At 69.6% G+C, this 14,319-nt stretch carries 8 protein-coding genes and 1 pseudogene; 1 reads left to right on the top strand and 8 read right to left on the bottom strand.

All coding sequences use genetic code 11. The features are described from left to right. Positions 1-33: 33 nt before the first annotated feature. From pgi to tkt, 5 genes and pseudogenes are all read right to left on the bottom strand, one after another. Complete coding sequence (gene pgi, locus ADL25_RS34560) at positions 34-1,680, bottom strand: glucose-6-phosphate isomerase (protein WP_059131855.1); 1,647 nt, start codon at positions 1,678-1,680, stop codon at positions 34-36. Continuing rightward, positions 1,673-2,611, bottom strand: coding sequence for a glucose-6-phosphate dehydrogenase assembly protein OpcA (opcA, locus tag ADL25_RS34555; protein ID WP_059131854.1), 939 nt, complete (start codon positions 2,609-2,611; stop codon positions 1,673-1,675). Before opcA ends, pgi begins: the two co-directional genes overlap by 8 nt. Then, positions 2,608-4,258 (bottom strand): annotated as a pseudogene (gene zwf, locus ADL25_RS34550) (glucose-6-phosphate dehydrogenase). Before zwf ends, opcA begins: the two are co-directional and overlap by 4 nt. Continuing rightward, positions 4,255-5,400, bottom strand: coding sequence for a transaldolase (gene tal, locus ADL25_RS34545; RefSeq protein ID WP_059131853.1), 1,146 nt, complete (start codon positions 5,398-5,400; stop codon positions 4,255-4,257). Before tal ends, zwf begins: the two are co-directional and overlap by 4 nt. 19 nt (positions 5,401-5,419) lie before the next feature. Beyond that, a complete protein-coding gene (gene tkt, locus ADL25_RS34540; protein WP_059131852.1) occupies positions 5,420-7,495 on the bottom strand; it encodes a transketolase in 2,076 nt (691 codons plus the stop codon). Positions 7,496-7,641: 146 nt separating this feature from the next. Between tkt and ADL25_RS34535 the strand changes: the two genes are divergently transcribed. Further along, positions 7,642-8,529 (top strand): helix-turn-helix domain-containing protein, encoded by an 888-nt coding sequence (locus ADL25_RS34535; protein WP_059131851.1) that lies wholly within the window; start codon positions 7,642-7,644, stop codon positions 8,527-8,529. A 77-nt stretch (positions 8,530-8,606) separates the two neighbouring features. Here ADL25_RS34535 and ADL25_RS34530 read toward each other — a convergent pair whose 3' ends face one another. The 3 genes from ADL25_RS34530 to ADL25_RS34520 are packed head-to-tail and all read right to left on the bottom strand — an operon-like array spanning position 8,607 to position 14,305. After that, positions 8,607-10,457, bottom strand: a complete 1,851-nt coding sequence (locus ADL25_RS34530) for a LamG-like jellyroll fold domain-containing protein (RefSeq protein WP_059131850.1) — start codon at positions 10,455-10,457, stop codon at positions 8,607-8,609. Between the two features lie 60 nt (positions 10,458-10,517). Beyond that, positions 10,518-13,442 (bottom strand): glycoside hydrolase family 2 TIM barrel-domain containing protein, encoded by a 2,925-nt coding sequence (locus tag ADL25_RS34525; RefSeq protein ID WP_059131849.1) that lies wholly within the window; start codon positions 13,440-13,442, stop codon positions 10,518-10,520. Continuing rightward, positions 13,442-14,305 carry a carbohydrate ABC transporter permease gene (locus tag ADL25_RS34520; RefSeq protein ID WP_059131848.1) on the bottom strand — a complete coding sequence of 288 codons (864 nt, stop codon included), beginning with the start codon at positions 14,303-14,305 and terminating at the stop codon, positions 13,442-13,444. The genes ADL25_RS34525 and ADL25_RS34520 overlap by 1 nt, the downstream gene beginning before the upstream one ends. Positions 14,306-14,319 lie beyond the last annotated feature (14 nt).

Raw genomic sequence — 14,319 nt, 5'->3', positions numbered from 1 at the left:
GCCAAGGCCGATGAGTCCGATCTGCATGTCAGTTCACTTCTTCCTGAGCTCGCGGTACTTGGCGACGAGGGCTTGGGTGGAGGTGTCGAGGCCGGGGACTTCCGCGCCTTCGGTCAGTGCGGGTTCGACGCGCTTGGCGAGGAGCTTGCCCAGTTCCACGCCCCACTGGTCGAAGGAGTCGATGTTCCAGATCGCGCCCTGTACGAACACCTTGTGCTCGTACAGCGCCACCAGCTGGCCCAGCACCGAAGGAGTCAGCTCCGGGGCGAGGACCGTGGTCGTCGGATGGTCGCCACGGAAGGTCTTGTGCGGCACCAGCTCCTCCGCCACCCCCTCGGCCCGTACCTCGTCCGCGGTCTTGCCGAAAGCCAGCGCCTGGGTCTGCGCGAAGAAGTTCGCCATCAGGAGATCGTGCTGAGCCTTCAACGCCTCGCTCAACTCCCCGACCGGGCGGGCGAAACCGACGAAGTCCGCCGGAATCAGCTCGGTACCCTGGTGGATCAGCTGGTAGTAGGCGTGCTGGCCATTGGTCCCCGGCGTACCCCACACCACCGGACCGGTCTGCCATGCGACCGGCATCCCCTGGCGGTCCACCGACTTGCCGTTGGACTCCATGTCCAACTGCTGCAGATACGCGGTGAACTTCGACAGGTAATGCGAATAGGGCAGCACCGCGTGCGACTGGGCACCATGGAAATTGCCGTACCAGACACCCAGAAGACCCAGCAGCAACGGCACATTCGATTCCGCCGGCGCGGTGCGGAAGTGCTCGTCGACGGTGTGGAAACCGTCCAGCATCTCCCGGAACCGGTCCGGGCCGATGGCGATCATCAACGACAGACCGATCGCCGAGTCGTACGAGTACCGGCCACCGACCCAGTCCCAGAACTCGAACATGTTGTCCGGGTCGATACCGAACTCGGTGACCTTCTCCGCATTCGTCGACAACGCCACGAAGTGCTTGGCCACCGCCTCCTGACCGGCAGCCAGCCCGGACAGCAGCCACTGACGTGCCGACGTCGCGTTGGTGATCGTCTCGATCGTGGTGAACGTCTTGGACGCGATGATGAACAGCGTCTCCGCCGGATCCAGGTCCCGCGTCGCCTCGTGCAGGTCCGCACCGTCCACATTGGACACGAACCGGACCGTGGACGACCGGTCCGTGAACGCACGCAACGCCTCGTACGCCATGGCCGGACCGAGATCCGATCCACCGATGCCGATGTTGACCACGTTCCTGATCCGCTTGCCGGTGTGTCCCGTCCACTCCCCGGAGCGCACCCGGTCGGCGAAGCCACTCATCTTGTCCAGGACCGCGTGGACCTTCGGCACCACGTTCTCGCCGTCGACCTCGATCACGGCGTCCCGCGGCGCACGCAACGCGGTGTGCAGCACCGCCCGGTCCTCGGTGACGTTGATCTTCTCCCCGCGGAACATCGCGTCTCGCAGCCCGAAGACGTCCCGCGCCGCGGCCAGTTCCCGCAGCAGCCGCAATGTCTCGTCGGTGACCAGCTGCTTGGAGTAGTCCACCCACAGATCGCCGACCTGAAGCGTGTAGCCGCCGCCCCGGCCGGGATCGGCCGCGAACAACTCGCGCAGTCCCACTCCGTCCAGTTCCTCGCGGTGCTTGGCCAGAGCGGTCCACTCGGGCAGCTGGTTGGGCCTCGTACGGTCAGCCACGGCCCTTCCCCTCCTTCTTCACGCCATTGCCGCGCAGGGCGATGGCGTACATCTCGTCCGCGTCCAGGCGGCGCAGCTCCTCGGCGATGAGTTCCGAGGTCGGGCGTACCTTGAGCGCCAGGGTGCGCGGCGGCTGGCCCGGCAGGGTGAGCGTGGCCAGCGGGCCCTCGGGGCGGTCGATGACGATCTCGCCCCTCGCGGTGCCCAGCCGGACGGCCGTGACGACCGGTCCACCGCTGACCACCCGCTCCACGGGCACATGGAGCCGGGCCTGCAGCCAACGGGCCAGCAACTCGGCGCTCGGGTTCTCCGCTTCGCTCTCCACAGCCGCCGAGGTCACCTTCGTGCGTGCCTGGTCGAGCGCCGCGGCGAGCATCGACCGCCAGGGCGTCAGACGCGTCCAGGCCAGATCGGTGTCTCCGGGCGCGTACGAGGCCACTCGCGTCTCCAGCGCCGCCAGCGGCGCCTCGACGGCGTACAGATCGGTGATCCGGCGCTGGGCCAGTGCACCGAGCGGGTCCTTGGAGGGGTTGTCCGGGGCGTCGACCGGCCACCACACCACCACGGGTGCGTCCGGCAGCAGCAGCGGCAGGACGACCGAGTCGGCGTGGTCGGACACCTCGCCGTACAGCCGCAGCACCACCGTCTCGCCGGTGCCCGCGTCCGCGCCCACCCGGACCTCGGCGTCCAGGTGCGGGCGCGTGCGGTCGCGCAGGGTGCGGGCGTGCCGCTTGATGACGACCAGGGTGCGCGACGGATGCTCGTGGGAGGCCTCCTCGGCCGCCCTGAGCGAGTCGTACGCGTTCTCCTCGTCCGTCACGATGATCATGGTGAGGACCATGCCCACGGCGGGGGTGCCGAGGGCCCGGCGGCCCTGCACCAGCGCCTTGTTGATCTTGCTTGACGTAGTGTCGGTGAGGTCGATCTTCATGGCCTGCGCCAGCTCCGTCCGTCTCGTGCGAGCATCTCGTCGGCTTCCTCGGGACCCCAGGTGCCCGCGGGGTACTGCGCGGGCTTGCCGTGCGTGGCCCAGTACTCCTCGATCGGATCGAGGATCTTCCAGGACTCCTCCACTTCCTCGGTGCGGGGGAAGAGGTTGGCGTCACCCAGCAGTACGTCCAGGATCAGTCGTTCGTAGGCCTCCGGGCTGGACTCGGTGAACGACTCGCCGTAAGCGAAGTCCATCGAGACGTCCCGGATCTCCATCGAGGTTCCCGGCACCTTCGAGCCGAAGCGGACGGTCATTCCCTCGTCCGGCTGCACCCGGATGACGATCGCGTTCTCACCGAGTTCCTCGGTGGCCGTGGAGTCGAACGGGGAGTGCGGCGCCCGCTGGAAGACCACCGCGATCTCGGTGACCCGCCGGCCCAGGCGCTTGCCGGCGCGCAGGTAGAAGGGGACGCCCGCCCAGCGGCGGTTGTCGATCTCCAGCTTGACGGCCGCGTAGGTGTCCGTGGTGGACCCGGGGTCGATGCCGTCCTCGTCGAGGTAGCCGATCACCTTCTCGCCGCCCTGCCAGCCGGCCGCGTACTGACCGGGCACGGTGTGCAGCCCGAGGTCCTCCGGAAGCCGCACCGACTTCAGGACCTTGAGCTTCTCCGTGACCAGCGCCTCGGCGTCGAAGGCGATGGGCTCCTCCATGGCCGTGAGGGCCATCAGCTGGAGCGTGGTTCTGGATGACGTCCCGGGCGGCGCCGATGCCGTCGTAGTAGCCGGCCCGGCCGCCGATGCCGATGTCCTCGGCCATGGTGATCTGCACATGGTCGACGTAGGACCGGTTCCAGATCGGCTCGTACATCTGGTTGGCGAAGCGCAGCGCCAGGATGTTCTGGACGGTCTCCTTGCCCAGGTAGTGGTCGATGCGGAAGACCTGGTCCGGTTCGAACACGTCGTGCACGATCCGGTTGAGCTCACGGGCACTCGTCAGGTCGCGGCCGAACGGCTTCTCGATGACGGCGCGCCGCCAGGATCCCTCCGGTGCGTCCGCGAGTCCGTGCTTCTTGAGCTGCTGGACGACCTGCGGGAAGAACTTCGGCGGGACGGAGAGGTAGAACGCGTAGTTGCCGCTCGTGCCCTGGGACGTGTTCAACTCCTCGATGGCCTCCCGCAGTTGCTCGAAGGCGGCGTCGTCGTCGAAGGTGCCGGGGACGAACCGCATCCCCTCGGCGAGCTGCTGCCACACCTCCTCGCGGAACGGCGTGCGGGCGTGCTCCTTGACCGCGTCGTGCACCACCTGTGCGAAGTCCTGGTCGGCCCAGTCGCGGCGGGCGAATCCGACGAGCGAGAAGCCCGGCGGCAGCAGACCGCGGTTGGCCAGGTCGTACACGGCCGGCATCAGCTTCTTGCGGGACAGATCGCCCGTGACGCCGAAGATGACCAGGCCGGACGGCCCCGCGATACGGGGCAGACGCCGGTCGCGTTCGTCATGGAGCGGGTTGTCCCAGTCGTCGACCGGGAGCCCGGCCGCCGCGGTGGCCGGCTGTGTGCCGGCTGCCGCCTCGGGCGCCCCGGACTGCGGTTCCGCGGTCGCGGGCTGTGCGCTCCCGGCGTGCGTCCCCTTGGACTTGCCCTTGCTCATTCCCCGTCAACTCCCTTGTTCCTGAGAGAGGTTGCCACTGCTTCCAGCAGGTCGACCCAGGCCGTCTCGAACTTCGCGACGCCTTCGTCCTCGAGCTGCTTCACGACCTCGTCGTAGGAGATGCCGAGCCGCTCCACGGCGTCCAGGTCCGCACGGGCCTGCACATAGCCGCCGGTCACCGCGTCGCCCCGGATGTCGCCGTGGTCGGCGGTGGCGTCGAGCGTGGCCTCGGGCATGGTGTTGACCGTGCCCGGAGCGATCAGTTCGTCGACGTACAGGGTGTCCTTGTACGTCGGGTCCTTCACGCCGGTCGAGGCCCACAGCGGACGCTGCTCGTTGGCTCCGGCGCGGGCCAGGGCGAGCCAGCGCTCACCCGCGAAGACCTCTTCGTAGGCCTCGTAGGCGAGCCGCGCGTTCGCCAGTGCGGCCCTGCCCTTGAGCGCGAGTGCCTCGTCCGTGCCGAGCTTCGTCAGGCGCTTGTCGATCTCGGAGTCGACGCGGGAGACGAAGAAGGAGGCGACGGAGTGGATGGTGGACAGGTCGAGGCCGGCGGCGTTCGCCTTCTCCAGACCGGCGAGGTACGCGTCCATCACCTGCCGGTAGCGCTCCAGCGAGAAGATCAGCGTCACGTTGACGCTGATACCCCGTCCGATCACCTCGGTGATGGCCGGGAGGCCGGCGTCGGTGGCCGGGATCTTGATCATCACGTTGGGGCGGTCGACGAGCCAGGCGAGCTGCTTGGCCTCGGCCACCGTCGCCCTGGTCCGGTGGGCGAGCCGCGGGTCGACCTCGATGGAGACCCGGCCGTCCCGGCCGTGCGTGGCCTCGTGGACGGGCCGCAGGATGTCCGCGGCGTCGCGGACGTCCGCGGTGGTCATCATGCGCACGGCCTCGTCGACCGTCACGCCCCGGGCGGCCAGATCGGCCAACTGCTCCTCGTAACCCTCTCCCGAGCCGATGGCGGCCTGGAAGATGGACGGGTTGGTGGTGACGCCCACCACGTGCTTCGCCGCGACGAGTTCGGCCAGGTTGCCGGACGCGATCCGCTTGCGGGAGAGGTCGTCCAGCCAGATCGACACGCCCGCGTCGGACAGGCGCTTCAACGGCTCCGCTGCTGCGGATGCTTCGGTCACTGTGATCATCTTCTTTCTGGCGATCGGATCAACCGCGGACGGCGGCGAGGGATTCCCGGGCCGCGGCGGCCACGTTCTCGGCGGTGAAGCCGTACTCGGCGAACAGGGTCTTGGCGTCGGCGGAGGCGCCGAAGTGCTCCAGGGAGACGATGCGTCCACTCTCACCGACGTACCGGTACCAGGTCAGGGCGATGCCCGCCTCCACCGCCACGCGGGCCTTCACGGACGGCGGAAGGACCCGCTCGCGGTAGTCGGCGGGCTGCTCCTGGAACCACTCGACGGACGGCATCGACACCACGCGGGTACCCACACCCTCGGCCTCCAGCCGCTCCCGGGCGCCGACGGCGAGCTGCACCTCGGAGCCGGTGGCGAGGAGGATGACGTCCGGGATCTCGGTCGAGGACTCCTGAAGGATGTAACCGCCCTTCGCGGCCTCGGGGTTGGGGGCGTAGGTCGGCACGCCCTGGCGGGTCAGCGCGAGACCGTGCGGGGCGGGGTTCGTCGAGTGCCGCTTGAGGATCTCGCGCCAGGCGATGGCGGTCTCGTTGGCGTCGGCCGGGCGGACCATGTTCAGTCCCGGGATGGCGCGCAGCGAGGCCAGGTGCTCGACCGGCTGGTGGGTGGGGCCGTCCTCGCCCAGACCGATGGAGTCATGGGTCCACACATAGGTGACGGGGAGCTGCATGAGGGCCGACAGGCGGACCGCGTTGCGCATGTAGTCGGAGAACACCAGGAAGGTGCCGCCGTAGACGCGGGTGTTGCCGTGCAGGGCGATGCCGTTCATCTCCGCGGCCATGGAGTGCTCACGGATGCCGAAGTGGATGGTGCGGCCGTACGGGTCCGCCTCCGGGAGCGGGTTGCCCTTCGGCAGGAAGGAGCTGTTCTTGTTGATGGTGGTGTTGTTCGAGCCGGCCAGGTCGGCGGAGCCGCCCCACAGCTCGGGGACGACCGCCCCCAGGGCCTGCAGCACCTTGCCGGAGGCGGCACGCGTCGCGACGGACGCGCCCTCCTCGAAGACCGGCAATGCGTCCTCCCAGCCCTCGGGCAGCTGACCGGCGACGACGCGGTCGAACAGCTCGGCGCGCTCGGGCTGGGCGGCACGCCACTCGGCGATGCGCTTGTCCCAGGCGGCGTGCGCCTCGGTGCCGCGGTCGAGGGCCGTGCGGGTGTGGGCCAGGACCTCGTCGGCGACCTCGAAGGTCTGCTCGGGGTCGAAGCCGAGGACGCGCTTGGTGGCAGCGACCTCGTCCGTGCCGAGGGCGGACCCGTGGGAGGCCTCGGTGTTCTGCGCGTTCGGGGCCGGCCAGGCGATGATCGTGCGCATCGCGATGAACGACGGCCGCCCGGTCTCGTCCTGCGCGGTCCTGAGCGCGGCGTACAGGGCATGCACGTCGATGTCGCCGTTCTCGCCGGGTTCGATGCGCTGGACGTGCCAGCCGTAGGCCTCGTAGCGCTTGAGCACGTCCTCGGAGAAGGCCGTCGCGGTGTCGCCCTCGATGGAGATGTGGTTGTCGTCGTAGAGGAAGACGAGGTTGCCGAGCTTCTGGTGGCCGGCGAGCGAGGACGCCTCGGCGGAGATGCCCTCCTCCAGGTCGCCGTCGGAGACGATCGCCCAGATCATGTGATCGAAGGGAGAGGTGCCCTCGGGGGCGTCCGGGTCGAACAGGCCGCGCTCGTAGCGGGCGGCCATGGCCATGCCGACCGCGTTGGCGACGCCCTGGCCGAGCGGTCCCGTGGTGGTCTCCACGCCCGCGGTGTGCCCGTACTCGGGATGACCCGGGGTCTTCGAGCCGTGGGTGCGGAACGCCTTCAGATCATCGAGTTCCAGCTCGTATCCGGCCAGGAAGAGCTGTGTGTACAGGGTCAGTGAGGTGTGGCCGGGGGAGAGGACAAAACGGTCGCGGCCGGTCCACTCGGGGTCGGCCGGATCGTGCCGCATCACCTTCTGAAAGATCGTGTAAGCGGCCGGGGCCAGGCTCATCGCGGTGCCCGGGTGTCCGTTGCCGACCTTCTGCACCGCGTCGGCGGCCAGGATGCGGGCGGTGTCGACGGCCCGCCGGTCGAGATCGGTCCAGTCGAATCCATCGAGGCTCTGCGCACTCATCTTCAAGAAGTCCTCACTGCGTGGCGAATCGCTGACAGAACGCGTTCAAACCTAAAAGTCTGACTTTTGCAGTGGAAGGTGCCCCTGTGTCAGCCTTCGGTGAAAGTGGGACATCGGTAGCGCGATCGAGGCGGCACGAGAAGGACATGGTGGACAGAACCACGCAAGACGGTGACGGGATCAGAACGTACCCCTTCCCGGTCGACCAGAGCGTCTGCGGTGTCGGTATGCAGGTGGCCTCCATGGACCCCGGACGCCCCTGGCACCGGGCCGCGCCGGTCGACCGCGTCCACCGGATCGACTTCCATGTGGTCATGCTCTTCGCCGGCGGCCCCGTGACGCACATGGTGGACTTCGCCGAGTACCGGATGAACGCCGGCGACCTCCTGTGGATCCGCCCCGGACAGGTCCACCGCTTCTCCCGGGCGAGCGAGTACCACGGCATCGTGCTCACCATGCAGCCCGGATTCCTGCCGCGCGCCACCGTGGAGGCGGCGGGTCTGTACCGCTACGAACTGCCGCCCCTGCTGCACCCCGACCCGGCCCAGCTCGACGGGCTCCGGTCGGCCCTCGCCCAGCTGCGGCGCGAGTACGAGGACACCAGCACGCTGCCCCTGAGTCTGCACACGTCGGTGCTGCGCCACTCCCTGACCGCGTTCCTGCTGCGTCTCGCGCATCTGGCGGCCAGCTCCGCAAAGGCGGCCCAGGAGCAGGCCGACACGACCTTCACCCGCTTCCGGGACGAGGTGGAGAAGGGGTTCGCGACCAACCACAGCGTCAGCGCGTACGCCGACGGCCTCGGATACTCCCGGCGCACCCTGGTCCGCGCGGTGCGCGCCGCCACCGGCGAGACGCCCAAGGGCTTCATAGACAAGCGCGTGATCCTGGAGGCCAAACGCCTCCTCGCGCACACGGACCTGCCGATCGGGCGGGTCGGTGCCGCCGTGGGGTTCGCCGACGCGGCGAACTTCTCCAAGTTCTTCCACCAGCACACGGACACGACCCCGGCCGCGTTCCGCGCGGAGCTGAGGTGAGCGGAGCCGGGACGAGCGGGCCGGCGACCCGGGGTGGGCGCCCGGCCCACCCCGGCCCGCTCCGTCGGTGACCGAAGTCAGTGGTTCATGAACTGGGACACGGGCAGGGCGCGGTCGACGATGCGCACATCGCCGAGCCACCCGCGGTGGATCTGGTCGATCCTGCCCGCGTACTCGTATCCGCCGAGCAGCCACGGCAGGCCGAGCGAGGTGAGCCCGACGGAGCGGGCCGTGGGGTTGCGGACGACGGGGCAGCCCTGGACGTACATCGTCGTGTGGCTTCCGTCGTTGACGACCGCCACGTGCCACCAGGTCTCCCGCGCGGTCTCGTGACCCCAGTTGGTGGCGATGCCCTCCTGGTTGAGGGGGCGCACGGCCCACTGCGGGCCGGGGCCGTCGGACAGCGACAGGGTGGCGATCGGCTCGTCCGGGTCGTCCTGCGTCTTGCCCGCTGCGCCGCCCGTGCCCGAGCGGCTGACGAGGCCTGCCCACGCGTTGTGGGACGCGTCCCAGTCCGCGGGCACCTTGTAGAAGGCCTCGACGGTGTAACCGCGGGCGAACGTGGCCGAGTTGAGCGGAGCGCTGTCGACCGTGCGCAGATAGGCGCCGCGCAGCGGGGACTTGTATCCCTGGAAGCGCAGACTGCCGTGTCCCGGCTGATCCGGGTGATGGTCCGACGACCAGTTCAGGGTGCCGTCCTGGACCTTGACGACGGTCAGGTCGTTGCCGCGGCCGGACAGGTCGCGGACCGTGCCGTCCACGGAGGCGCCGTCCGCGTGCCCGTCGAAGCGCCAGTACGCGACCGTACCGCGGACGAGCATCTCGTACGTGGACCGCGCGGGGCGGGCCGGAACCGGGGCGAAGCCGGAGAAGCGCTGCTCGAAGTCGATCGCGACGGAGAACCGGTCCTCGGGGCCGGTCAGTTCCATCTCCTGCCGCTCCAGTTCGTTGAGCCCCCGGGCCGCCCTGCCGAGGATCCACGGGGAGATCGTCTCCACGTCGATCGTGTTGCGGTCCAGGTCGAAGCGGTAGAGGCGGATCATCGCCGCGCCGCCGTAGTAGCGGTTCTGATAGTTCGTCAGGTGAAGGTGCACGTCGTTGCCCGCGGAGTTCCTCCGGGTGGCGCGGGCGGCGGGCCAGAAGTGGCCGTTCAGGGTGAGGAAGATCTGGTCGTGGTCCGCGATCAGCTGGTCCCACAGCTGCTGCCCGTACGACGACAGCGCGTCGTCCCCGTAGACTAGCTCGTGCGTGGTGAGGACGACCGGTGTCCTCGGGTGCTGCGCGATCACGTTCTTCGCCCAGGCGAAGCCCTGTGCCGACAGCCTCCAGTCCAGGGCGAGCACAAGCCATTCCCGGCCGGCCGCCCGGAACAGGTGAAAGGTGTTGTAGCCGTCCGGAGAGGAGCCCCCGAAGGTGGGCCCGCCCTTGAAGCGCTGCGGGCCGAAGGCGTCCAGATACGGAGTGTGGCCGCGCTGGTCGTCACCGGACGAACGGATGTCGTGGTTGCCGGCGAGCACGCTGTATCCGACCCCGTGGCGGTCGAGGAGCCGGAACGCCTCGCTCGCCGCGTCGAACTCGGCCGCGGCGCCGTTCTCCGTGAGATCTCCCAGATGCGACAGGAAGACGATGTTCTCGTCCCGGCCGTGCTCCAGGAGGTAGCGCAGCGAGGCCTCGATGGGCGCCGGGTCGATGCTGGGCCCGTCGAAGAGGTACTGGGTGTCCGGCATCACGACGAGCGTGAAGCGCCGGCTGTCGGGATCGGGGCGCAGGTGGCCGGAAGTCGCCGCAGGCGCCGCCTCGGCGGTGGCCGGCAGTGCGACTCCGGCGGTCGCGGCGGCGCCGAGCAGCGCGGTTGCGCGCAGGAAGCTGCGTCTTCCGGCGCCGGCCTGCGCGGCCTCGCCCTGGGTGTGGTCATGCGAAGTACACACGTGTGCTCCGTGAGAGGTGGCAGAGGAGGGGAAGCGCGGGGGGTGCGGGAAGGGCCGGGGTCAGAGACTGCGCAGCGTCCAGCTCCAGCGGTGGACGCCCGGGGGGACGAGATACGAGGACGAGGTGTCGGGACCGCAGGAGGCCGTGCCCAGCCCGCGGTGTGCGGCATCGATGTGCACCACGCAGCCGGAGCGGGGCTTCAGCTCGTCGTGGTGTGCGGCACCGGTCAGATCCTCGGCGCGGTAGCGGGTCACGGAGACCTGGCGCGGCTCGTCCAGGACCACGCCGAGACCGGTGGCGTCCGGCCCGCTCAAGGTGAAGTGGCGTACACCGTGCCGGCCGCCGCTCTCCTGCGGACGCAGATAAGGGGTGAACAGCGCGTCGACGGGGACGCGGTGGTGGCCCACGGGCGCGCCCGCGCTGCGGTCGGGATACGACTCCCAGGGTCCCTGTCCGAACCACTCCAGCAGGTCGAATCCCGCCACCGTCTCGAAGACCGAGCCGACGCGTGCCACGTCGTCGAACTCCTCGGGCAGCTCGGCCTGTTCGTCGACCAGGATGCCGCTCTCGACCGGGGTGAACACCTGGCGGTGGCGGACGACGCCGACCGTGCCGGCGTACTCCGCCAGCACCGTCACCCGTGATGCGTCACGCTGGACGGAGACGACCTTGCGTACGAGCGCGTCGAGCCCCCAGGCCCGCCAGCGCGGCGCGATGCCGCCCAGCTCGTCGTTGTCGGTCGGTGCCCGCCACAGCGACAGTGTGGGGGCGGCGACCAGCAGCGGATGGACGAGCAGCCCCTCCGCGTCGACCTGAACCCGCCGGTCCGCCGCCGGCTCGGCAACGGTCCTCGGGACCAGCCGCAACCGCACCTGGGGCGCGCACACCTCCGTACCGCGCGGCGCCCACGGCAGATCCTCCGCCGTGCTCACGCGGAGCGTGAGCCAGGCCTCGCCCCCGTCCCGCGGCAGCTCGAACGGCAGCGGGACCGCCGCCGTCTCGCCGGGCCGCAGATCGGGCAGAACGGCAGGCGCGCTCAGGGTGCGGCCGTCGGCGAGCGCCAGCTCCCACCGGCCCGTCAGCCAGTCCAGGCCCCGGAAGTGCTGGTGGTTGCGCAGGACGATGCCCTCGTGCCTGTAGCACTCCACCCGTAGCGGCGCCGCGATCTCCCGGTGCTCGTACATCACCGGTTTGGGCGTGCGGTCGGGGAAGACCACGCCGTCCGCGATGAATGCGCCGTCGTGCACCGTCTCGCCGAAGTCGCCGCCGTACGCCCAGCGATGCCCGGGCGCGGCGACACCGTTGCCATGCAGGCCGGCGCCCGCGCGCCCGGCCGGTCTTCCGTCGCTCACCTGCTGGAGAATGCCGTGGTCCCAGAACTCCCAGATGAAGCCGCCCTGAAGACCCGGGGTGGCCTCGATGGCGGCCCAGTGGTCGGCGAGGGTCCCGTTGCTGTTTCCCATGGCGTGCGAGTACTCGCACTGGATGAGCGGCTTGGTCTGCTTGCCGGACAGGGCGTGCGCGACGCAGTCCTCGATCGGCGCGTACATGGGGCACGCGATGTCGGAGGCGAGGCCCGGGTCGGCCCAGCCGAGCTTCGCGGCGCCCTCGTACTGGAGGGGCCGGGTCGGATCGTGCCGGCGCAGCCAGCCGGCCGCCGCGTCGTGGTTCGCGCCGTAGTCGGACTCGTTGCCCAGCGACCAGACGATGATCGACGGGTGGTTCTTGTCCCGCAGCACCATCCGCGAGACACGGTCCACGAAGGCGTTCAGATAGCGGGGGTCGTCGGCGATCTCGTGGGCGTGGTCGTGGGACTCGATGTCCGCCTCGTCGACGACGTAGAGGCCGAGCTCGTCCGCGAGGTCGTAGAGCGCCGGGTCGTTCGGGTAGTGGGCGGTGCGGATCGCGTTGAAGCCGAAGCGCTTGAGCACGGCCAGATCGGCGCGCATGTCGTCGTAGGTCACCGTCCGGCCGGTGAGCGGATGGAAGTCGTGCCGGTTGACGCCCCGGATGAACACACGCTCGCCGTTGACGAGCAGGTCCCGGCCGACGATCTCGACGTCGCGGAAGCCGACACGATGGTGCGAGGTGTCGGCGACCGTGCCGTCGGCACGGTGGAGCCGGACGGTCAATTCGTACAGCTCGGGCGTCTCGGCGGTCCAGGTGCGCACTTCGGGCACGGTGGTGAGCAGACGTGCCTCGCCGAGGAACGCCGAGACACGCTCGTCCTCGGCGTTGGCGCGGTCGAAGTCCTCGTCCTGGGTGAGCGTCCGGCCGTCCACCTCGCCGCTGACGTACCAGCCCTCGGGCAGCGCGCCCGCGGCGTGCCGTACCCGGCAGTCGACCCGCAGCTCCCCGCTCCGCCGCGCCCGCACGGTCACGTCCGCCAGGTGCAGCGGATCCGTCGTGTACAGCAGCACCGACCGGGTGATCCCGCCGTGCCACCACTGGTCCTGGTCCTCGAGGTGTGTGGCGTCCGACCACTTCACCACCGTCAGGCGCAGGGTGCTTCGCTCGCCGGGGCGCAGTACACCGGAAAGGTCGAACTCGGCGGCCAGATGGGAGTCCTTCGAGACGCCCACGGGCCGTCCGTCCACATGCACCAGCAGCACGCTCTCGGCGGCCCCGACCTGGAGCACGATCCGCCGGTCCGCCCACGCGGCGGGTATCCGCACGTCACGCTCGTACACGCCGGTCGGGTCGGCGGCGGGCACGGCGGGCGGGAACGTGTCGAACGGCATGCGGACGTTGGTGTACTGCGGCAGGTCCCAGGTGTCCTGGAGGGTCCAGGCGCCGGGGACGTGCTGGGACGCCCAGTCGCCGGTCACGGGGGCGTCCGGTGCGGGCAGCAGCTGGAAGCGCCACCGGCCGTCCAGCGGCATCGCTTGCGAACGGCGGTCGACCGCGCACATGGGCAGCCGCCCCCAGGAGGTCACCTCGGGCGACTCCCAGGGGCGCAGCGCGATCAGGGGATCGCGGGTCATCAGCGGATGGCCCCCTTGCCCAGATCGGCGATGATCTGCCGGGCGCCGATCGCGAACACGATCAGCAGCGGGACCAGGGCGAGAAGCGCACCGGTCATCACCATCCCGTAGTCGGTGGTGCCATGGGTGCCGTTGAGCTGGGACAGGGCGACCTGAAGCGTCACGTTGTCCGGGTTGGTGAGGGCGATCAGAGGCCAGGCGTAGTCGTTCCACTGGCCCATGAAGGTGAAGATGCCGAGGAAGGCCAGGCCCGGACGGACGACCGGGAGCGCCACGTGCCAGTACTGGCGCAGGAAGTTCGCGCCGTCGATGCGCGAGGCGTCGAGCAGTTCGTCGTGGATGGCGCCCTTCATGTACTGGCGCATCCAGAAGATGCCGAAGGCGTTGGCCGCGGCCGGGACGATCAGCGAGGTCATCGTGCCGATCCAGCCGAGCTTCGCCATGATCACGAACTGCGGGATGGCGGCCAGCTGCGCCGGCACCATGAAGATGACCATCAAAGTGGCGAACAGCACCCTGCGGCCCGGGAACTCGAACTTGGCGAAGACGAAGGCCGCCAGCGAGTCGAAGAACAGGACCAGGACGGTCACCGAGCCCGCCACCAGCAGGGAGTTGAACATCGAGCCGAAGAAGTCGATGTTGTCGAAGAGATGGCGGACGTTCTCGAGGAAGTGCGGCCCCGGCAGGAGCTTGGGCGGATACGAGAAGATCTCCGACGACGTGTGCGTCGACATGATCACGGCCCAGTAGAACGGGAAGGCCGACAGCAGCAGTCCGATCACAAGGACCGCGTGGAGTGCGATGCCCCGGCTCCGGGTGCCCCGGATGGCCTTCGGTCGCCGTGTGCTGTGGATGGATGCCATGGTGACCGGACTCC

Origin of the sequence: Streptomyces sp. NRRL F-5122, assembly GCF_001507435.1 — a bacterium.
GTDB lineage: Bacteria > Actinomycetota > Actinomycetes > Streptomycetales > Streptomycetaceae > Streptomyces > Streptomyces lannensis.
Note: the sequence above shows the minus strand (reverse complement) of the source record. Positions and strands in the feature narration are given on the sequence as shown.

Coding starts and splice junctions, on each gene's coding strand:
- opcA (WP_059131854.1), bottom strand. CDS start 2,611: ATGAAGATCGACCTCACCGACACTACGTCAAGCAAGATCAACAAGGCG.
- tal (WP_059131853.1), bottom strand. CDS start 5,400: ATGATCACAGTGACCGAAGCATCCGCAGCAGCGGAGCCGTTGAAGCGC.
- tkt (WP_059131852.1), bottom strand. CDS start 7,495: ATGAGTGCGCAGAGCCTCGATGGATTCGACTGGACCGATCTCGACCGG.
- ADL25_RS34535 (WP_059131851.1), top strand. CDS start 7,642: ATGGTGGACAGAACCACGCAAGACGGTGACGGGATCAGAACGTACCCC.
- ADL25_RS34525 (WP_059131849.1), bottom strand. CDS start 13,442: ATGACCCGCGATCCCCTGATCGCGCTGCGCCCCTGGGAGTCGCCCGAG.
- ADL25_RS34520 (WP_059131848.1), bottom strand. CDS start 14,305: ATGGCATCCATCCACAGCACACGGCGACCGAAGGCCATCCGGGGCACC.